Here is a 19026-nt window from a genome sequence, read left to right on the forward strand (position 1 = left end):
AGTAGGAATGTGTTATGTATATACACGAAAGAGACAATTGGACGGACTTTCGTTGGGACATGTCCCAAGTGTCACTCCTTCAGGAGAAAGTATTCCGTAAGCAGGGGTTACTTTATGGCAGGTTAAGTTCATTGGGATTTGACAGCAAACTCCGTGCAATGGCAGAGAACCTGACATACGATGTAGTATATTCTTCGGAAATAGAAGGCATACGACTGAACGTTGAGCAGGTTCGTTCTTCCATTGCCCGAAAACTTGGTATTGAGAACGTGAAAGATACTGCGCCTTCACACTATGTCGATTCTGTTGTTGGTGTAATGTTGGAAGCGGTTCAGCACTATGACATGAACCTCAGTAAAGAGAAGCTGTGTGCTTGGCAAGCAGCTTTCTTTCCAACTGGCTACAGTGAAGGAAGTCAGATCGAAATTGGTCAGTACCGCACAAACGAGGAGCATATTGTCAGCGGAATGTTTGGACGTGAGAAGATTCACTATATTGCTCCTTCGCCAGACCGCGTAGAAGAGGAGATGGAAAAGTTTATTGCCTGGTTTGACGGAGAGGAGCCTGTAAGTAGCGTCATCCGTTCTGCCATTGCCCATTTCTGGTTTGTGAGCATACATCCCTTCGAGGACGGTAATGGGCGGTTGGCCCGCATCCTTTCAGACATGCTTCTTGCTCGTGGAGAAAAGAGCGATTTCCGTTTCTACAATGTCTCATCACAGATTAACAAGGACAAGAATCACTACTATGACATTCTGGAGCGGATGCAGCATGGCGATGGCGATATAACGGAGTGGTTGGTGTGGTACATGCAGAAATTGGTAGATGCACTTGACGAGGCAGACACCATCGTGACCACAATCCTGAATAAGAGTTTCTTCTGGCAGAAAGCTTCGTCTGTTCCAATGACTGAGCGACAGACACAGATGCTCAATCTGTTCCTTGACGGCTACGAGGCAAAGATAACGTCAAAGACATGGGCAACATTGGCAAAGTGCTCGAAAGACACCGCCATACGCGACATACAGGATCTTGTCGATAAGAATATACTCATAGAGGACATTCCTGGGGCAAAGCGCCCAAGTTATTCCATCGTCTATGATGCAGAAGACTTGACGCAGTTTTTCAACGAGGTGAGCATCACAGAGGAAAATGGCATTCCATATCTCAATGCGTTGTATAAAGGTAAGAAAACTATATGCGAAAGAATTCTAAAACTCGATGCTGACAGATACCAAAAAGGCGATTTGCCATTATCCAATCTGCTCAGTAAATACTGCTCGTATGTAGTTGGAAGCAATAAAGCATAGTTCAACAAACAGATAAATCGGAATATATCTGCCCACATTATTTTTCATATAAACAAACAATTTGTACAAAATGATGAAGAAGCTTTTTACATTTCTAACGATTGCGTTATCAATAATGCAATTGTACGCACAGCAAACAGAGATAAGACGCTCTGAATATCGTAGTATGGATGATGATGGAAATTTCATAAATGTTGTACAATTAGAGATAGGTGGTCGATATTTTTATGATATTGACGAAAATACCCATACGGCTATTTTTAAAAGGTGGTATGGCCGTGAGAACGATACAGAACTCATAATTCCTTCGTCTATAGATTATAACGGAGTGACATATAAGATTGTTGCTCTCGGTGACGAGGCAGGTAACCAAAACGAAAAGCTCGAGAAGGTAATTATACCAGAAGGTGTAACCAGAATTAAAGGATTTGCACGTTGCCATGGATTAAAAAATATAACAATACCCTCTAGTGTAAAAGAAATTGGCAGCAATGCTTTTAAAGAATGTGTTGAGTTGGAGAGTGTAGTCTTACCTGAGGGACTTTCCACACTAGGTTATCGCGCCTTCTATAATTGTGTTAAGCTCAAATCGATTGTTATTCCTAGTAGTGTTGCTCGTATCGAGTCAGGCGTATTTCACAATTGTCAGCAACTTTCATCCATAACGATACCTTCGACTGTTTCAGAGATAGGAGAAGAGGTGTTCGTTAATTGTGTAAATTTGAAAACTATAAACTTTAATGAGGGCCTCCTATTAATAGGAAAGGGGGCTTTTTCTTATTGTACTGCATTAGATTCTATTATTCTACCGAACAGTCTTAAAGCATTAGGTATTCATGCTTTTTATGGCTGCACTTCTCTTAGAAGTGTTAAACTCCCGGAATCGTTAAAAGTGGTTCCTGATGCAGCATTTATGAAATGTGGGGCACTCACTAGCATAGAGCTCCCCAATAGTATATACAAAATAGGAAGCTCTGCCTTCAGGGAATGTACGAGTTTGAAAAAAGTAGAGCTACCAAGAAATTTGACTGCATTAAATGGCAGTGTGTTTCAAGATTGCTCATCGCTTGTTGAAATCGTTGTTCCAGAGGGAGTGACTAAAATCAGTTCCGGTTTATTCTATTCCTGTGAGAGCCTCACGGACATATACTGCTATTCGGAGATGCCACCAGAGATAGATGGGTCACTTTATGGTGTACCTTTGGAACAAGTTACCGTGCATGTTCCCGTAGTTAAAAAGTATAAGAAGGATATTAGTTGGAAAGCATTTGGCAAACTTGTGCCAATACAATAAATGTAATAATTGATTAAGTTGATTTGATTATTATATGACAGAATTGGAATGTTTAAGAAATAGTCTTGTGTTAACAGAGACAGATCCTTCTAAAATTGAAAGCATTTTCAAAGACATTGCGAAGAATTTGCTTAACAATTTTGTCATCAGGAAGGGAGATGAGTTATATCGCATGGTCGAGATAGAGTTTTATTATAACTTAACTGACACAGCGCATATAACGTACAAGCGTATGACTGAGGCTGGAGAGTGGTTCAACCATGACTATGGTGTTGATCTTGCATTCAAGAGTAATGAAAAGTCATACGGAGGAATACTCATCCGCTCCATCGAGTGCAATGGGAAATTTTGCAATGGGCCATTAAAGACCCGAGCCTTGCTATTTCAGTTTGATGCTTTTGGGGAAAAGGGCGCTGTTCCTACGCTAGAATATTGTCCAAGGGCAAAAGCGATTGAGCCTGTTGCTTCTACACGCTATAATATATCAGAAAAACAATATTTCCGATACTGCATTCCAAAAGAACTATGGACTGAACACAAGGGATATGCAGCATACCCATGGGATTATAAAGGAAATCCTAAAATATAGATAGTAGATGCATATGATGTAGAGAATATATAAAATCAACAAATAAATTCCAATTTAGTGAAAACATGAAGTTGACATAGAAAAGACTATCATCAGCCATTAAACACGTTTATCGTTGCCATGAACGTGTAAAAACGTGCAGAATGTGTCGTAAAAGAGTCGCCAGTAGTTTGCAATAGCTCTGTAACTTGTTGATAATCAGCATCGTCTAGCAGCGGCGCAGGCAGCTGTCGAAGAATAGACAGAAAATGCTGAAATTCAGTAATATAAAGGGTAAGCGTCTGCGTGAAAGACACTTACCCTTTCTTTTTGCGTTCATTCTGTGTGTTTCATTTGCAGAATAAGACGTCGAAAACAGGCAATATGTTTCCCAAATTTGAGGGTGCTGTTACTACAATTTTATTACGGGAGTTTCCCCCGATGCTTTTAGGGAAAATCATACGCTGGTTTATGGTTTTCCCCTTGTTATTTTCAGCTATTCTCTCTATCTTTGCACTACGTTAGAAGAAAGGCTGCACTCGACAATTTGAAAGCAAGCTTTCATTGTACTCGTTTGCACTTTCTTTGCACCAGAAATAAATAAATGCAGTAATAACCCTTTAAAGAGAAGATTGTTATGAAAAGAATGATTATGACATTGGTAGCAGTATGGATGATGATTACATCTATGAATGCTCAGAGACTGACAAATATTCAGGCAGAAGCCCGTTTTATCACAGATAAGATGGTGGTGGAACTGGGATTGAGCAGCGCCCAGCGCAACAGCATCCTGAACATCAATCTCAATTATCTCAATGGCATCCGCAGCTATCGCGACATCGATGCCTACGGCTGGCATTACCGCAACAAGCAGCTCAAGCGCATGATGACCGCCAGACAATGGAAGAAATTTAAGAACTCATACTATTTCTATCGCCCTATCGGCTGGCAGAATCATGTGTATGTTCACCATATTTACACCAAGTATCCAAAGCATAACTGGGGACACGACAAGCGCCGCCCTCGCTCTGAGTGCAGCTACGGAAGACCAGGATGCCCAGGCGGAACCCATGTAACTTATGGACCAGGAAAGCCGTGCAAGCATCACAAGCATCACAAGCACGATAAGAAGTGGAAGCACGACAAGAAGAAGTGGAAGCACGATAGAGATTGGGATGATGACTAAGATTAAGACAAACATTCGATGATAAAACAGAAGAAATCCAAGCTAGAGATGATTCTCCGGCTTGGATTTCTCGTTAAATAAAAACTAACTATGCCGACTAACTAATCATTAATCATTAATAACTAACAAAACGTCTTCCACAATCTGCTCATCGAGCAGGCGATTATCCGAAAGCAACTTCTTCACATCGTATCTGTCAAAGAGTCCCTTCCTGATACCGCCCACCATCACCTTCATATCTGAAGTGCCATAGTAAGAGGCGATACGCTCGCCGAATCCGCCATCCTTCGAGCCATCTTCCAGGGTTACCACCAACTGATGGTTTGCCTTCAGGCTATCCAGCACTTCGGCATCCACCTCGTTCAGATAACGTGGATTGATGAGCGTAGCATCGATGCCCTTATCAGCCAACAGGCGGACTACATTCTCGCCCTTCTGATAGAACGAACCGGCGGCGATGACTGCCACCTTCTCGCCCTGGTGCATCACCTTGTACTTTGCCTCGTAACCATATTCAGCATCAACGGCTTCGGACGTATGAACCACGCCATTGCTTGGCACGCGGATGGCGATAGGTTTCTTATCCTGCAGAATGCTCCAGCGGAGCATGGCGAAATACTCCTCGCAGGTGGTTGGAGCCAGATAGATGAGCCCCGGAATGCTGCAGAGCATCGGAATATCGAAAAGGCAGATGTGGGTGATGTCGTTCATCGAGTTCACTCCGCCTCCTACCACGTTGATTACGGCTGGGTTGGAATTGATGCAGAGGTCTTGCGCAATCTGGTCGTAGGTACGCTGGATGAAGGTGCTGTAAACGGTCCAGACAGGATGCAATCCGCCCTTTGCCATTCCCGAAATCATCGCTACTGCCTGCTCTTCGGCGATTCCCATATCAATGTGCTGCTTGCCAGCCAACTTTCGCTTATCGGCAGTAAAACCACCTGCGGTAGGAGTACCGGCGGTTACGGCGATTAGAGTCTTATCCTGCTTCATCTCGCCCAGCATCCAGTCGGAGAATAATGTGCCGTAATCCTCTGTTGGAGCAACCACCGGGAGAGTTCCATCGGCATTCTTTCTTGGTCGGCTGCCGTCTTCCAGATTGAAAGGCATTCCCCAATGCCATGCCTCCTTGTTGGTTACGGCTGGCGCAAATCCATGACCTTTCTCTGTGTGAATGTGAACCACGGTAGGCTTATCCGTATCCTTCACGCTCTTGAAAATCTGGATGAGTTTTTCGATGTCGTTACCCTCTTCCAGGTACTTGTATTCAAAGCCCCACGCCTTGAACCAGTTGTGCTTGCAGGTGCCGTTGCTCTGGCGCAAGGCACGCAGGTTCTTATAGATTCCGCCATGATTTTCGGCGATAGACATTTCGTTGTCGTTTACCACGATGATGATACCCGTGCCGAGTTCCGAAGCCTCGTCTAGTCCCTCGAAAGCCTCGCCGCCAGAAAGTGAGCCGTCGCCGATAATGGCTATGATGTTCTCATCGGTTCCCTTGATGTCGCGCGCCTTTTGCAAACCGGTGGCAAGACTCACGGAAGTTGAAGTATGCCCCACCTCGAAGTTATCATATTCCGGACATTCGGCAGGAGAAGAATAGCCCGAAATGGCATTCATGTCATCCACATCGCCGAGGAATCCCGCAGCGCGCCCGGTAAGCACCTTATGCGGATAGCATTGGTGGCTTACGTCAAACACGAGCTTATCCTTTGGCGCATTAAAAACGTAGTGAAGCGCCACGGTAGCCTCCACGAATCCCAGGTTCGGCCCCACATGACCGCCATGCTTGCTCACACGGTTCAGCACAGCCTGTCTGGTTTCATCAGCCACAACCTGCAACTCCTTCAAATCCAGCTTCTTCAAGTCGGTTGGCGACTTTATTTTCTCAATATACATATTTTTTATACTTATAGTTATGATTATATGATGATCATCATTTCCGGGTGCAAAGATACGAAGAATCCAGGAAACACGCATTACCCAAACTACAGAAAAAATGAATGATTTTCCGGAAAACTCATCTTGGAAATCAGCCTGCTGCCTTATCCCTATCCTTCAGAATCACAGCCATGTTATCCAGCGCCCATTCTATCAGATGAGCCTTTCTTACTCCTGATGGAGCAACCTGCGTTGAAGCTGTGAAAGCTGCCATCGCTGCAGGCTACACCCACATCGACACCGCTGCTGTCTATAAAAATGAGAAGAGCGTGGGCGAGGAAATCAAGGAAATTGGAATCAAACGTGAGAATCTCTTTGTTACCAGCAAGGTTTGGAACACGGAGTGTGGCTACGACAAGACCTTGAAGGCGTTTGACAAGACTTTGAGCGATTTAGGTCTCGATTATCTCGATCTCAACCTCAGCCATTGGCCAGCCAACGAGTTGCAGTTTGGCAAGGATGCAAATCAGCAGAATGTAGATACTTGGAAAGCGATGGATCGTCTGCATGAAGAGGGCTTGATTTGCAGCATCGGTCTTTCCAACTTCATGCAGCATCATGCAGAGCCAGTAATGGCGAAGGCAAACATCTGTCCGATGGTTGACCAGATAGAGTATCATCCTGGATTCACCCAGAAGGAGTGTGTTGAGTTCTGCAAGAAGAACAACATTCTTGTGGAAGCATGGAGCTCATAGGGAAGAGGTAATGTCTTGGATAATCCTCTCTTGAAGTCGATTGCTGCCAACCATGGCAAGAGTGTAGCTCAGGTAGTTATCCGTTGGGTGATGCAGACAGGCGTGCTGCCACTGGTAAAGTCGGTTACTCCAAGCCGAATCAAGGAAAACTTCGATGTCTTCGACTTTGAACTCTCTTAGCAGGAAATGTTTGAAATCGCATCGCTGAAAGCTGACAGAATAGGTGCAGACCCAGATACATGTGATTTCTAATACGGTATGGTTTGGAGTGAAATGCTCCCAAAACATATAAGATGAAAATGTAAAAAGTTACGGAGATAATTCATATTCTCTGTAACTTTTTACTTAAAACAGTCATATAATTTATCTGTTGTTTTCACCCTATGCAGGAACATCTATTTACAAAATGCAGATCAGTCAATATCTATTAATTGGAAATGCTTGTTGAAGGTCAAATCCAATCCGTTTGTCAGTTCCACCTCGTATTCATTCTTGTTCATTTCAATCTTTTTCACCGATTGTCCTGCATAATTATCCTTCAAGTAGTTCTTGATGGTTTGCGGAATCAACAGAGCTGGCACGATTCCCTGCTTGCAGTTTATCTCTGTAAGATTTCCTTTTTTGTCGAATTCCAGCTTCGTGCCATTCTGCAGAACCACATCATAGTTTCTGCTGACAACTCCCGATTCAATCGTTGCAAGCATCACCTTCTGACTATTGAAATGATTATTGAGCAAGGTCTGGGCCTTGGCAGGAAGTGCATTTACAGAGATAGGCTTGTCGTTGCCCGCATTCGCTGCCATATTGCATGAAACCATGCAGCAAATGGCAATCATCAATATTCGAAAAATTCTTTTCATAAGCTAAAAATTAAAAATTTATAATACCTAAAAAGCGATGGGTGCTTAAACGCCATTACCTAAGAATTAGACGCAAATCGTGCCTGAATGTTTAAAGAGAAATTCTATTGCAGCTTCTGATGAAACTCCTTCCTTGTCTTAGCCATTGCTTCCGTAGCCCTATCATGGGTCTCTATCAGCAATGGGCTCTTATGATAATGTACGATTTTGACTCCAACAGACTTGTGTCTCTTCTTTTCCTCGATGCATTGAATAATCAAGTCGGAGTTGGCTCTCGCCTTCTTCCCTCGCGACTCGGCAGAGATTGCAAGCGAGCTTGCATCTTTGCTCTCGCTGCTCGTTCGGTTGGTCGACTTTGATGTTGGAGTCTTGTCAAAGTTTTGAATATAGGCGGCATTGGTCAGGAAGATAATGTCGGAACTTTCAGGGATTTCCTGCATTACCTTCACCATAAGCGTTAGCATCATACGGAACTCTGTGGTATGCAAGTCGCTGATTACATCACGGCTGATGATGCTACCGTTATGCTCAATCACAACGGCAGCACCACCAGCTCGCTCTTTATGGCCATAATCACAAGACCCGCCTATCCATACATAATATGTTGTCGAGTCCTGTACCATCACTCTGCAGGTGCCCATTTGCAACGAACAGGAGAGACGATTGCGCCCTCTGCCTTGAGCTGCTTCATGGCTGCATCTACCTCTTTGCGGTCGAGACCGCTGAGTTCTGCGATTTTACCTGCGTTAAGAGGCTGACCTGCCTCTTTCATTGTTGCTAATACTTTTTCTTTTGTGTCCATTGTTTTAACGATTTAATGTGTTATTATTATATTGTTATGCTGTCTCCTTCGTGCCCGATGCACCAAAAGGGGACATCCTTTCCTTTGCAGAAAGGCTCCATGCGCCACGAGCTCTCAAACCCACTCATGACAAAGTGCATTGGAACGAACATTCCAACCTTGAAGCGGTCGATAAACTGACGCCCTCCGAGCGTATAGCCGTTGCCGATGCGTCCGTCCACAGGGAACATCACAAGGTCAAAGGAGTCGGTAATCTTTCGGATGTCTTTAAGTTCACCAAGGAACCGCTTTTCCTCTGCCACAGGATTGATGTATTGACCAAACTCTTCACTGAAGACCTCTCCTTCAGGCGTGCCGTCAACAAGAAAGCGTGCGTACCAGTTGCACAAGTCGCCAGCATGAAAGATGGTTTTACCTTCTGTCTCCACAATCCAGCTCACGCCACTGTCATTGCTGCCCGTGGCTGTCACTTTCAGGTTTTCATCTTCCCATACCGTTCCTTTGGCCATCCATACATCGGCATCCTCTTTCTGCGCTCTTCTTCGTTTGAGTATATCCTTTGACAGGATGTATGTAATATTGGGGATGCTATTCTTCCATCTGAGGATTGCTTTCGTGAAGTGGTCCTCGTGGAAGTGGCTTGAAAACACGTACACATGTTTACATGTATTCATGTACCCACTCATAACATCGGCAGGATCCATCCAGTAGTCAAAGACCAGGATGCACCGAGCCGTTTCAAGCAGGAATCCACTATGGAAGATGTATCTGAGTGTCATCATTTCAAAGTCTTGCCATCTGAGAATGCCTTTCCGATGGTCTTGCCAAGTTCGATGTAACCATGATGTATCGGGTCGAACACGATGAGTTCCATCTTCTCCATGTCGGGCTTGCCGTCCTCTGCCAGATAGTTCTCATCCACAAGGATGTTGACTATCTCTGCCACGATGTAATAGCCCTCTTCCGACTCGTCAATCTTTTCCTTGATGCGGCACTCCAAGGTCATCGGAAAGTCGGTGAAGACGGGTGCGTTTACATTCTCTGACTTCTCGCATTTCCAACCTGCTTTCGCCATCTTGTCGGCATCGTTCTTGGCTGATACGATGCCCACGAAGTCAGCAGCTACCATGGTCTGCTTTGTAGCAAATGCCACGGTAAAATCAGGGCAGTTGTTCAGGTTGGCGGTGGTGGCATGTGCGCCCATGGAAATCATAATCTCCTTTGCGTCCCATTGACCGCCCCAAGCTGCATTCATAGCATTGGGCTTGCCGTTCTTGTCGTATGTGCCGATAATCAGTACCGGCTGTGGAAGCATCCACGATTTTTGTCCAAATGATTTGACCTTTGGTCTTCCTCCTCCTTGTAAAGCAGAGTTAATGCCTACATTACTCTGCGTTTCCTTCGTTCGTCGGTTCATTGTTCTATTCATTATATTGTTATCAATTCATTCAATTTATCTTCTCGTATTATCTTCGGTTGTGCCTTACCTGCCAGAATGAGAATCTTCTTCCCATTCCTGTAGATGTTCAACTGCCTGCTCCGTATCACAGCCGTCAAGGTCTCATCATCCTTCATGGCTTGCCATATCGGATAATACACACCATCAGGTTCAAACAGCTTCTTCTGAAGGTGTGAGCACATATTGGTTGTATCTATTGTCATCTCATTAAGTTTATATCATCAACATAATCCTGCCTGCTTCTTTTGTGAACATTTCAGGAAAGCGGCAAATCGTTGCATACACTTGATTGCTCGTCACAGGTTGCCCGTCTTTTCGTTGGTGCAACCCTTGGCGATTGATGGCATCAGCAATTTGATCGGTAGTCATACCGCCATTTCTCTTCACAATCACATATACTATGGCTTCTTCTATCTTCATCCTTTATTCATCTGTTTTTCAATCCATGCCATCAATACAGCAACAGCATATTCCTGTTCTTCCTTTGTCAGTGCCCTGCCTGCTGGAATATGATGCCACTTGAAGAAACAGCCCCGGCAACAACAGCCAGTGGCATGTTGGGCCAAAAAAACAGGATGCCCACGCATAGGAGTCTGCTTGCCGTCGTTCGGTATAACAGCCGGAGCAAGTCTTTTTGCTATGAAGTCCTCAGCGTGATTTCGTATCGTAGGCAACCCCTTTTCCATTATATATTCCCTGTCTTTCATTGACAGATGGAAACGGCTACGGAAATCTGACTTTGCCAATCTCTCAAAGAGATTCGTCAGGTCATATTCTTTCCTCTCAGAAGAAATGTTCTCATTCAATTCTTCCTCAGGGAACAATGATGGATATATGTATTTCTGTGACACCATTATCTGTTACTTCTGATTTCCAATGTTATATCCATATACGACCGCTTGCCGTCTATATAGTCGGCATATAGCGATTCTTCGCTTCGACCTTTAAGAACATGGCATTTGCCGCATATCTCGCAGTTATGCAGACATCGCCATTCGTTCAAGACGTAATCCAAACGCTCTTCTCGTGTGGATGATTCAATATTCGGTGCGGTCATTATTGTTGGGTTTATTCAGTCCTCATCTTTGAATGTTCCAACTAATACAATGCAAAGCTCCTCCTTCTTTTGCTATTTCCGTCATTTCTAACAGATGTATATGACAATCAGGAAAGGCGTTTTTGACATACTGATACGCTATATTGTCTTCCTCGATATTGAAGGATGGCATAACAATATGCTTTCCAACCTGAAGAAAATTGATATATGCCCAGTTAAGTTCTTTACAAGGAGAAGAAACAATATCGTTGAAACGCATTTCTGTGACAGAGAATCCATATTCTACCAGAATATCTTTTATCTCTTTTGCTTCTTCTGGATATTCATCACCATGGTTTCCCATTAGAATACGATTATCTCCACACCACCTGAGAAAACCATCAGAGTGCCCATATTTATCAGTATCATCAGAGTTGAAATCTCCATGTAAAGTCCAAGGAATGATTATCACAGGATGACCAAGTTCTGATTCCAATTTATGCTTGAACGCCATGTCTCCCTTTTCGTAATGATTTTCTGTATATACCTTATCAGTCATGACGATATAAGGGCCACAACAAACCATATTACCACCATCAATAATAAGGTTTGTTTTCCGACAGTTTATACCCATTCCATGTAGCACTTTTGTGCAATCTGTTATTGTGTCAGCATCGCCTGGTTTGTTGCTATTTACAAGATAATCTGGATAATAACGATACTTCACGAACTCTTCTTTTCCCAATTGAATGGGCATGTAGTCACGAGCCCAGTAATCCTCCGTGTAATGTAACTCTTTTGTCGTTATTCCAATATCATTCAGCAAGTCAATAAGCCTATGATAGAACTCTGGATGGCCGTCACGTTTATCCTTTAGCCATGTGGAGAAATACACTTCATTAGTGTCGGAATCATGCATCAGATTTTCACAACGAACATACCTATATCTTTTCTCCTCGAATATCGCGAAGTCGTTGCATAGGAGTTCAAATTTTGGATATGACTCAAATTTTCCAATAATGCTACATACTTTTTTTTCAATGTTTTGCTGCTGCGTTCGAAGATTTTTTCTTTTCTCACATACATATGCTACACTGCCATTGTTATGTTCAACCAGGCGAGGGAAATCACCATCTCCACTAACTGCATTGAAAGTCCTGAAAAGCTCAGCGCAAGCCCATGGACCGTCCAGTATCTCACTGCCATCTTCCTTCGTTAATTTGCGTAGAAGAATTCCGCCGAAAGAAGCATTATCATCCAAAAAATAATGTTTTGAAGATTTCTTCTTGTCATTGGAGATGATTTTGGCTTTTATCGAACTTTCAAAATTTAAGTCAATCCCACCAAAATCGTTTATATACCATCGCATTGCCTTGGAGATACGTGGATGGGTAATAATGTCTCGATGGTTCTTGTTGTAATAATAGAACTCAATATCATTGAATAAATAGAGTGAGCCTTCGTACTCAATGACGAAACATTCAAACAACAATTTTGCTATATGGTCGAAATGTCGTTTGATGTCTGGTGCTGTATTACAGCCTTCAATAGACATTAATTGCTTTAGTTCTTCAATTTTGCTCATAACTGAATATTTCGTTTTATTATTTGTTACAAATAAATCCAATGGCATCTTTGACTGCTCTGTCAAATGCCGTATCCTGGCCGGGAACTGTGATGAAAAGATGTACGGCTCCTTTATATTCTATCCGTTGTATATTTCCGCACATCCTTTCTGCAAGATTCAATCCTTGATCGCGCAGAATGTCCCTTTCAGCAGCGATGAGCAAGGTTCTCGGAAGCATATTCAACACTTCATCACTACACAGGCCTACGCTAATGGCAGAACAGCGATTGTCAGCATTGATGGTGTACGCCCGATTGAAAGCTTCCATGATTTCGGTATCCAGACCAAAGCCTTTACCATAGTGCTGCCATGATTCCGAACCATCGTCAAAAGCCTTTGTCACAGGGTAGAACAGAAGCAAGGATTCTATTTTGCCGCAGCATGTTTCTGACAAAGCCGTGGCCAAAGCAAGGTTGCCTCCCGAACTGTCACCGCCAATGGTGATGTGGTTGGCATCAATATGTAGCTCTGCAGCATGGTCGATGATGTAATTGACGGCAGAGATACAGTCGTCCAGTCCTTCAGGATAAGGATGCTCTGGAGCCAAGCGATAGTCAAGAGCGATGACTCTCATCTTGCCCGATGCAGCCAGGGCATCACAGAATCTTCCACAACTGTTGATGCTGCCAAAAGTCCAGCCACCTCCATGCAGATACAACAATACAGGAAGGTGTTGGTCTTGACTTCCCTTGGGCTCATATAGGCGCATGTTTGGGGTAATCATCTTTGTTTCCACATGGTCAGAATACTTGGGTGGAGCATTCCGGGCATTGCGGACAGCCATCAACGCTTTGTTATCTCCATCAATAGCACTGAGTATAGCCAATGTCTGTTTGTGTTGTAGGTCTGGCGGCATGTTGCGTAGGAATTTATCCGCCTGGATGCGCATCAAACATTGTTCTGCGATCTCTGCCACCTCTTTCTCCTCCTTTGACTTTTGCAAGAAGATGGCAATAGACAAGTGAGAACCGTCGGGCAAAAGAACGATTCCAACATCGTTTCTGTCTTGTCTTCCGTCAGAAGAAGGAAAACCAGAACCTGTCTTGTGAATCAGTTTGCCGTCTTTGGGCAAGATTGCTGCTATGCGTTGCTTACCAGTATTACAATCTGCCATTGTATTCCAGATAAAGGAGAGATTCTTGTTGTCATTCCTATGAAGATAGAACCACTCCAAGAGTCTGGTCATTTCTTTCGAAGTAGCTGAGTTTTCTATGGCTCTATGAGGATTCTTTTTCATCTCCTTCTCTGTCAGTCGCACATGGATGTCTTTGAATCCAAGCGTATGGATATATTTCTCTACTGCATCCGGTTGTCCACATGATGCAAACAAAAGGTCGCAAGCATTATTGTCGCTCTGCTGCAAAGACCATTCTATTAACTCAGCAAACGTGAAATAACGTGCCCCTTCAAATTTTGACAGCATGGGCGACCATGTCTCAGCGTCCAGGCTATCCTTGTGTACAAGAACAGAGTCGCTCAGTGTCAGTCCTTTCTTGTGCAAGTAGTCTGCTACGTATAAAGCCTGTGGAAATTTCATGACGCTATGCATAGCAAAAACACTGTCCTCCTGATGACCGCAATACAAATCCCCATTCATCATGCTTGCCCCATATGAAAAATATGAGGATTGACCTTTCGCCTCTGTAGTCTGGATGTAAGCCAGGAAAAAGGTGAGAAGCAGAAAATGTAGGATTTCGCTCACACGTCGAGTCCCTTCTGTGGGGTTGAATATGATTTGATGTATCTTCATCTTTCCTTTATCTGTTTATTGAGTTATAGACACTTTGATGACTCCATCTCGCTTCTGCTCAAAGAGTTCATAGGCTTCAGCTATCCTCTCCAACGGAAAACGGTGGGTGATGAGCGGTGTGGTGTCAATCTTTTCCTCCTTGATGAGTTGCAGGATTTCCTGGCAATCACATCCATCCACACCTCCCGTCTTAAAGGTAAGGTTCTTGCCGTACATCTGAGGCAGAGGCAGTACCTGTGGCTCATCATAAAGGGCAACAACAGTCACTATTGCATTGGGACGAGCACATTGCCAGGCCAGTTGGAAAGTGTCCTTACCACCAGCCACTTCCAGTACTCGGTCAGCACCTCCATGGTCGCTGTGCTGCATTACGAAGTCGGAACATTCATCTGGAGTCGTCAGCAATACATCGGCGTAATGCGCTTTAACGAAAGCCCGACGTTCAGCTGATTGCTCACAGACAATGATGTGCTTGGGATGTTTCAGCATGGTGCAAAGCAAAGTGCAGATGCCTGTAGGTCCTGCTCCAATAATCAACACAGTGTCATCTGTAGAGATTTCGCTGATACGTGCCGCCCAGAAACCTGTGGCGAGGATGTCACCCACAAACAACGCCTGTTCGTCTGTAACACCGTCGGGGATATGGTTCAGTCCCTGCTGTGCCAATGGTACACGAACATATTCCGTCTGACCGCCATCGATGCGGCAGCCAAGTGCCCATCCACCGTGTGGCGATGTACAGTTGTTCACATAGCCATGCTTGCAGTAGAAACATTCTCCACAGAAAGTTTCCACATTCACCGTCACACGGTCTCCTTTACAGAATCCTTGGACTTCACTGCCCAGTTCTTCCACGATGCCAACCATCTCATGCCCGACGGTGATACCAGGCACAGCCCTTGGTACGCTGCCGTGCTTGATATGCAGGTCACTTGTACAGATGCTGCTCATGGTCACACGGACGATGGCATCCGTAGGCTCCTGGATCATAGGCTTAGGCTTTTCAACCAATTCAAACCTACCTTTATCTATATATGTGTATGCTTTCATTATTTACTCGTAAATTCGTTATCATTTTGAATTTTCATGGATTCCTGCACGGTTGATTAGCTTTTCCACTCGTTCAAAATCAAGGTATCTCTTTTCAAATCCTCGGAAGATGTCTATGTCGGGAAATTCTCTTATAAGCGCAGATACAAAATTCTCCAATGTTACAGATTGGAATTTGTATTTATACTCATCCTTTAGAATTGATCTTAGGCTACTCTCATCCTCCTCATTGCTTATGTTTTCTTTTGGAGACAATATGATGGATATAGAATCGTCAAGATGCTCATGTAGCCTTACTGTTTCGGTCAACAAGAAATTTCTATATACCTGTGAGAGTTTTATGTCTCTCTTGGTAATCCCTGCAATCCCTTCGTCCGTCAACAATTGAGAGATTCCAATGTTTTCCGTAGCTTGTCTTATAGCAAAAGACGGATTGGAAGCCGGATTCGTTCCCAATATGTCTGTATATTTTGTCTCAATTGCGATAATACCATGCTTTCCGTCTGTTCTCTCATACAAAAAATAGGCATCCATCGCTGTCTTGTCATTCAGACATCCTGAGTAGTATGGGGGTATAAACTCAATACCTACTTCTGTGATTTTGTTGAATGTCGATGAATCTGAATTGGTGACTTGTCCTGCCACAACTTTGGCAAGTTTGCTTCTCCCCTCATCTGTGTGAGCAATGTTCATCAGGGGAACAAACAAGTTGAATGCCATGGGTTGGCTTGACAGGAAATTATTGAATAGCCTGTCCTCATTGATGGTTTCGTATGCTTTTTTTTGTTCGATACGCCATTTTGCATATTCGAAGATTTCCTGACTTAGAAAATTACATCCTGTATCACTTCCGTCCGTTGCCAGATTGGGGTGAAAGTATGTTGTCCCTTTCTTTGTTATAGAACCACACGGAGAGCCCGATTCTTTTCTGTGCATAGCCTGTAGAAGACGTGCTTTGCGAGTAAAGGCATTATCTGTCTTTACAAAATATCTGCGCTGAGGATTGACGGATGAATATGAAAGATAATCTTTCAGTTCGCATAGTTCTTGACTTTTCATATTCTTACTGTGGCTTAAATTGTTTATACCTTTACTTCAAAAATGGGTCAATCGTTGCCAACAGCTCTGCTCTTTGCACAACGCCGCTTGTTCTCCAAAGTACTTCTCCGTGTCTAAACAACATGAGTGTGGGCACAGACTGTATGCCATACTGGTTTGCAGTTACCCCATACTTGTCCACATCTACCTTGATGATGCGGATTCTGTCACCCAGCAATTCCTTCACCTGCTCTAAGATGGGGTGCATCATCTTGCATGGCTGGCACCATGTGGCAAAGAAATCGACCAATACCAGTTGGTCGCCTGATATAACGTCTTTGAATGTTTCCATCTTTATCTGTCTATTTCTGTGAATCGGTTAAATGTCCTTCCGTCTCTTGTTATTTGCTCGAAAAACATCTTCTCGGGACGAACCCAGTATGCTTCCTCACCATATAGTGCTTGATATACTACCATGAGTTCCTGAGTTTCGCTGTCATATGCGGAATGGATATACTTGTACATTCCTCCCTTGAAGTGACGGAAAAATCTTTCTTCTTTAACTGAATACTCCATGAGTATCTTCTGTGCCAACGGGGCATACCAAGTCCTGACTTCCTGCTCTGTGGGCGTGTGTCCGCCAGGGAAGTGATAGCTGTTGTTATAGTGATGCAAGAACAACGGCTCAAAATGAGCCAGTGTGTCTTGTTCACCAAAGAGTCCCCACACACGATCCTTGTAATACGGATTGCAATAATCAAACTGTGTGGCTTCGAGTTCCCCAAACTCATTGATGAGTGATTCGTTGATGACTATTGTCTGATTACCGTCCATACGCGGAGCCTTGTACTCATGTTCGCCAATGCGTTCTCTCAGGAAGTCCGTCATCTTGAAATGAGGATTGCCAAGTAGGGCGGGGATGCCAACGACAGGAGAAAGCATCTGTGCAAGGAAAGCCCCGCAACTGTTGCCTATGAGCAGGTCTGGCTTCTCCTTGTCGATAAGCATGCGTATGTATTTCAGTGCTTCCTTGGGATGGAGAGGCAGATCGGGAGTCAGCACGATGGCTTGCCCATCAAAGGCCTCCCTCAGTGCTCTCGCCATCGGACAGCTGCCAGTAGCAAAGAAACCATGTAGGAACAGTATCTTTTTCATGCTATTTATTCTTTGTCTTGTGGATTGTCAGATATGCCCTTTCTCTTGATTGGCCCAGAATGATTGCCGCGGTTCAGCTTGATGCCATGTTTGTTCAGTATGCGGAACACAGAGCTTCGGCTTCTGAAACCGCTGGCTCTCCATACTTCATCAATGGGATGACCTGCAACATACAGGTTGATGACTGTCTTTTCTCTGTCGAGCTTCTGCATCTTTGCTGACGAGACGGGAGGTAGTGACACTATCATCTTCTCCTGTAAATTGACGACATGCTCCGCAGACTTACGCAGGGGAAGAACCTCTTCCGGCAAAGCATCCATCATTTCCAATACATCGGACGGCCTTGTTTCGGGAAACAGCTCGTTCCTTGAATCAATCTGGTCATGGATGCTGACAATACGGATGACCTTGACTTGGCAAAATTCCAGAAATGTTGCCAGTTCCCGACTGCCACGCAAGGCATTGGAAAACTTGGATATAACAAGTTCGTCGCCCCTTTGCAGGGCAACCATCAGTTGTTTCCACAATGGTCTGTTGCGTTCGTTCTCGTCACTTTCTTCAACGATACGGATGCAACCATAGTCGTTCATCCACTTTCGGTCTTCCTCCAGTTTGTCATACTGAGAGGTTGCCATTATGTAGCCCACTTTTGCCATATCAAAATATATTATTGACTGATAATTTGATAGTTATATGCCTATAGATAACAGAAAAGTCAAAACTTAATCTTAAATAGATATGATTCACATGCAAAGGTACACAATAATATTCAGAATCATTATTATACTGATATTTTTTGTTTGACAAACCCATAGAATCATACATGATTTCACACACATAAAGATAAAAACAAAATATCATACTAAAGAGAGTATGAAATATACCTAAAATCCGCAAGCAATCTCAATGGCAATCTCAATTGCAGTAAAGAGCTTGAACACTATGCATCATGATAGTATGAGCGTGAATTTTGTCCGATTTGTGCATACCTTCCCCTTACCCCACAATGCGACTTGAGGCAATACGCAGATTAAAACCATAAGGAACGGACTTTATCCGAATCCAGTTTTGAAAGGTCTTGCATAAGCCCGGTTTTCAGTATAGATATTCAGCACGTATTGCCTTGCTGTCATGATCCACTTGGCAGGTACGGAGATGAATCTGAAGACAAAAGCCTTTATGCGACTCGTTTTCTTGAGCCCAAAAGCCTTGGTGTCAAGCCTGCTCATGATGGTCTTGTAGAAATTGTGTATCA

Annotated in this window: 21 protein-coding genes and 2 pseudogenes; 5 read left to right on the forward strand and 18 right to left on the reverse strand. The window is 43.8% G+C overall.

Annotated elements, in window-relative coordinates; translation table 11 throughout:
- The first annotated feature begins 14 nt into the window (after positions 1-14).
- The 4 genes from CIK88_RS05655 to CIK88_RS05670 all read left to right on the forward strand — a co-directional run bounded on the left by CIK88_RS05655 (position 15) and on the right by CIK88_RS05670 (position 4358).
- The gene (locus CIK88_RS05655; RefSeq protein WP_094435120.1) at positions 15-1310 is read left to right on the forward strand and encodes a Fic family protein; all 1296 of its coding nucleotides are present in this window, start codon (positions 15-17) and stop codon (positions 1308-1310) included.
- A 70-nt stretch (positions 1311-1380) separates the two neighbouring features.
- A complete protein-coding gene (locus CIK88_RS05660; protein WP_094435122.1) occupies positions 1381-2604 on the forward strand; it encodes a leucine-rich repeat domain-containing protein in 1224 nt (407 codons plus the stop codon).
- A 34-nt stretch (positions 2605-2638) separates the two neighbouring features.
- Complete coding sequence (locus tag CIK88_RS05665) at positions 2639-3193, forward strand: hypothetical protein (RefSeq protein ID WP_094435124.1); 555 nt, start codon at positions 2639-2641, stop codon at positions 3191-3193.
- Positions 3194-3809: 616 nt separating this feature from the next.
- On the forward strand, positions 3810-4358 hold the full coding sequence (locus CIK88_RS05670) for a hypothetical protein (protein WP_144269583.1): 549 nt from the start codon (positions 3810-3812) through the stop codon (positions 4356-4358).
- Positions 4359-4466: 108 nt separating this feature from the next.
- Here CIK88_RS05670 and CIK88_RS05675 read toward each other — a convergent pair whose 3' ends face one another.
- Together CIK88_RS05675 and CIK88_RS12695 are read right to left on the reverse strand one after the other, a co-directional pair.
- Positions 4467-6257, reverse strand: a complete 1791-nt coding sequence (locus tag CIK88_RS05675) for a 1-deoxy-D-xylulose-5-phosphate synthase (protein ID WP_094435128.1) — start codon at positions 6255-6257, stop codon at positions 4467-4469.
- A 133-nt stretch (positions 6258-6390) separates the two neighbouring features.
- Positions 6391-6513 (reverse strand): hypothetical protein, encoded by a 123-nt coding sequence (locus tag CIK88_RS12695; RefSeq protein WP_256387347.1) that lies wholly within the window; start codon positions 6511-6513, stop codon positions 6391-6393.
- On the opposite strand from CIK88_RS12695, the pseudogene CIK88_RS05680 reads away from it, so the two are divergent.
- Positions 6500-7174, forward strand: a pseudogene (locus CIK88_RS05680) (aldo/keto reductase). The gene CIK88_RS12695 and the pseudogene CIK88_RS05680 overlap by 14 nt on opposite strands.
- 233 nt (positions 7175-7407) lie before the next feature.
- On the opposite strand, the gene CIK88_RS05685 reads toward CIK88_RS05680, so the two are convergent.
- From CIK88_RS05685 to CIK88_RS05765, 16 genes and pseudogenes are all read right to left on the reverse strand, one after another.
- Positions 7408-7854 carry a PepSY-like domain-containing protein gene (locus CIK88_RS05685; protein WP_254046853.1) on the reverse strand — a complete coding sequence of 149 codons (447 nt, stop codon included), beginning with the start codon at positions 7852-7854 and terminating at the stop codon, positions 7408-7410.
- A gap of 104 nt (positions 7855-7958) precedes the next feature.
- Complete coding sequence (locus CIK88_RS05690; RefSeq protein ID WP_094435130.1) at positions 7959-8477, reverse strand: ribonuclease H; 519 nt, start codon at positions 8475-8477, stop codon at positions 7959-7961.
- Positions 8477-8656, reverse strand: coding sequence for a transcriptional regulator (locus CIK88_RS05695; RefSeq protein ID WP_094380885.1), 180 nt, complete (start codon positions 8654-8656; stop codon positions 8477-8479). Before CIK88_RS05695 ends, CIK88_RS05690 begins: the two co-directional genes overlap by 1 nt.
- Positions 8657-8682: 26 nt before the next feature.
- The gene (locus CIK88_RS05700; protein ID WP_094435132.1) at positions 8683-9435 is read right to left on the reverse strand and encodes an MBL fold metallo-hydrolase; all 753 of its coding nucleotides are present in this window, start codon (positions 9433-9435) and stop codon (positions 8683-8685) included.
- The gene (locus tag CIK88_RS05705; RefSeq protein ID WP_094435150.1) at positions 9435-9971 is read right to left on the reverse strand and encodes a flavin reductase family protein; all 537 of its coding nucleotides are present in this window, start codon (positions 9969-9971) and stop codon (positions 9435-9437) included. Before CIK88_RS05705 ends, CIK88_RS05700 begins: the two co-directional genes overlap by 1 nt.
- Positions 9972-10084: 113 nt before the next feature.
- Positions 10085-10318 (reverse strand): hypothetical protein, encoded by a 234-nt coding sequence (locus tag CIK88_RS05710; RefSeq protein WP_094390363.1) that lies wholly within the window; start codon positions 10316-10318, stop codon positions 10085-10087.
- 10 nt (positions 10319-10328) lie between these two features.
- On the reverse strand, positions 10329-10535 hold the full coding sequence (locus tag CIK88_RS05715) for a hypothetical protein (RefSeq protein WP_094390364.1): 207 nt from the start codon (positions 10533-10535) through the stop codon (positions 10329-10331).
- Entirely contained in the window at positions 10532-10969 is a 438-nt protein-coding gene (locus CIK88_RS05720) for a DUF4186 domain-containing protein (protein ID WP_094383290.1), read from the reverse strand. Before CIK88_RS05720 ends, CIK88_RS05715 begins: the two co-directional genes overlap by 4 nt.
- 225 nt (positions 10970-11194) lie before the next feature.
- A complete protein-coding gene (locus CIK88_RS05730) occupies positions 11195-12736 on the reverse strand; it encodes an agmatine deiminase family protein (RefSeq protein WP_094383327.1) in 1542 nt (513 codons plus the stop codon).
- Between the two features lie 19 nt (positions 12737-12755).
- Positions 12756-14528, reverse strand: a complete 1773-nt coding sequence (locus CIK88_RS05735) for an alpha/beta hydrolase fold domain-containing protein (protein ID WP_094390367.1) — start codon at positions 14526-14528, stop codon at positions 12756-12758.
- Between the two features lie 15 nt (positions 14529-14543).
- The gene (locus tag CIK88_RS05740; protein WP_094390368.1) at positions 14544-15578 is read right to left on the reverse strand and encodes an alcohol dehydrogenase; all 1035 of its coding nucleotides are present in this window, start codon (positions 15576-15578) and stop codon (positions 14544-14546) included.
- A gap of 21 nt (positions 15579-15599) precedes the next feature.
- Positions 15600-16637 (reverse strand): hypothetical protein, encoded by a 1038-nt coding sequence (locus CIK88_RS05745; protein WP_094435134.1) that lies wholly within the window; start codon positions 16635-16637, stop codon positions 15600-15602.
- A gap of 31 nt (positions 16638-16668) precedes the next feature.
- A complete protein-coding gene (gene trxA, locus CIK88_RS05750) occupies positions 16669-16968 on the reverse strand; it encodes a thioredoxin (RefSeq protein ID WP_094389607.1) in 300 nt (99 codons plus the stop codon).
- Positions 16969-16970: 2 nt separating this feature from the next.
- Positions 16971-17771: a YqiA/YcfP family alpha/beta fold hydrolase gene (locus tag CIK88_RS05755; protein ID WP_094435136.1), complete on the reverse strand. Its 801-nt coding sequence runs from the start codon at positions 17769-17771 to the stop codon at positions 16971-16973.
- A 5-nt stretch (positions 17772-17776) separates the two neighbouring features.
- Positions 17777-18427 carry a recombinase family protein gene (locus CIK88_RS05760; RefSeq protein WP_094435138.1) on the reverse strand — a complete coding sequence of 217 codons (651 nt, stop codon included), beginning with the start codon at positions 18425-18427 and terminating at the stop codon, positions 17777-17779.
- 396 nt (positions 18428-18823) lie between these two features.
- Positions 18824-19026 (reverse strand): annotated as a pseudogene (locus CIK88_RS05765) (IS1380 family transposase); the annotation flags it as partial.

Source organism: Prevotella sp. P5-50 (assembly GCF_002251295.1).
GTDB lineage: Bacteria > Bacteroidota > Bacteroidia > Bacteroidales > Bacteroidaceae > Prevotella.

Bases quoted from the DNA above. Each gene is read 5' to 3' on its own strand.
- CIK88_RS05655 (WP_094435120.1), top strand. From the start codon at position 15: ATGTATATACACGAAAGAGACAATTGGACGGACTTTCGTTGGGACATG.
- CIK88_RS05660 (WP_094435122.1), top strand. From the start codon at position 1,381: ATGATGAAGAAGCTTTTTACATTTCTAACGATTGCGTTATCAATAATG.
- CIK88_RS05665 (WP_094435124.1), top strand. From the start codon at position 2,639: ATGACAGAATTGGAATGTTTAAGAAATAGTCTTGTGTTAACAGAGACA.
- CIK88_RS05670 (WP_144269583.1), top strand. From the start codon at position 3,810: ATGAAAAGAATGATTATGACATTGGTAGCAGTATGGATGATGATTACA.
- CIK88_RS05675 (WP_094435128.1), bottom strand. From the start codon at position 6,257: ATGTATATTGAGAAAATAAAGTCGCCAACCGACTTGAAGAAGCTGGAT.
- CIK88_RS12695 (WP_256387347.1), bottom strand. From the start codon at position 6,513: ATGGCAGCTTTCACAGCTTCAACGCAGGTTGCTCCATCAGGAGTAAGA.
- CIK88_RS05685 (WP_254046853.1), bottom strand. From the start codon at position 7,854: ATGAAAAGAATTTTTCGAATATTGATGATTGCCATTTGCTGCATGGTT.
- CIK88_RS05690 (WP_094435130.1), bottom strand. From the start codon at position 8,477: ATGGTACAGGACTCGACAACATATTATGTATGGATAGGCGGGTCTTGT.
- CIK88_RS05695 (WP_094380885.1), bottom strand. From the start codon at position 8,656: ATGGACACAAAAGAAAAAGTATTAGCAACAATGAAAGAGGCAGGTCAG.
- CIK88_RS05700 (WP_094435132.1), bottom strand. From the start codon at position 9,435: ATGACACTCAGATACATCTTCCATAGTGGATTCCTGCTTGAAACGGCT.
- CIK88_RS05705 (WP_094435150.1), bottom strand. From the start codon at position 9,971: ATGCTTCCACAGCCGGTACTGATTATCGGCACATACGACAAGAACGGC.
- CIK88_RS05710 (WP_094390363.1), bottom strand. From the start codon at position 10,318: ATGACAATAGATACAACCAATATGTGCTCACACCTTCAGAAGAAGCTG.
- CIK88_RS05715 (WP_094390364.1), bottom strand. From the start codon at position 10,535: ATGAAGATAGAAGAAGCCATAGTATATGTGATTGTGAAGAGAAATGGC.
- CIK88_RS05720 (WP_094383290.1), bottom strand. From the start codon at position 10,969: ATGGTGTCACAGAAATACATATATCCATCATTGTTCCCTGAGGAAGAA.
- CIK88_RS05730 (WP_094383327.1), bottom strand. From the start codon at position 12,736: ATGAGCAAAATTGAAGAACTAAAGCAATTAATGTCTATTGAAGGCTGT.
- CIK88_RS05735 (WP_094390367.1), bottom strand. From the start codon at position 14,528: ATGAAGATACATCAAATCATATTCAACCCCACAGAAGGGACTCGACGT.
- CIK88_RS05740 (WP_094390368.1), bottom strand. From the start codon at position 15,578: ATGAAAGCATACACATATATAGATAAAGGTAGGTTTGAATTGGTTGAA.
- CIK88_RS05745 (WP_094435134.1), bottom strand. From the start codon at position 16,637: ATGAAAAGTCAAGAACTATGCGAACTGAAAGATTATCTTTCATATTCA.
- trxA (WP_094389607.1), bottom strand. From the start codon at position 16,968: ATGGAAACATTCAAAGACGTTATATCAGGCGACCAACTGGTATTGGTC.
- CIK88_RS05755 (WP_094435136.1), bottom strand. From the start codon at position 17,771: ATGAAAAAGATACTGTTCCTACATGGTTTCTTTGCTACTGGCAGCTGT.
- CIK88_RS05760 (WP_094435138.1), bottom strand. From the start codon at position 18,427: ATGGCAAAAGTGGGCTACATAATGGCAACCTCTCAGTATGACAAACTG.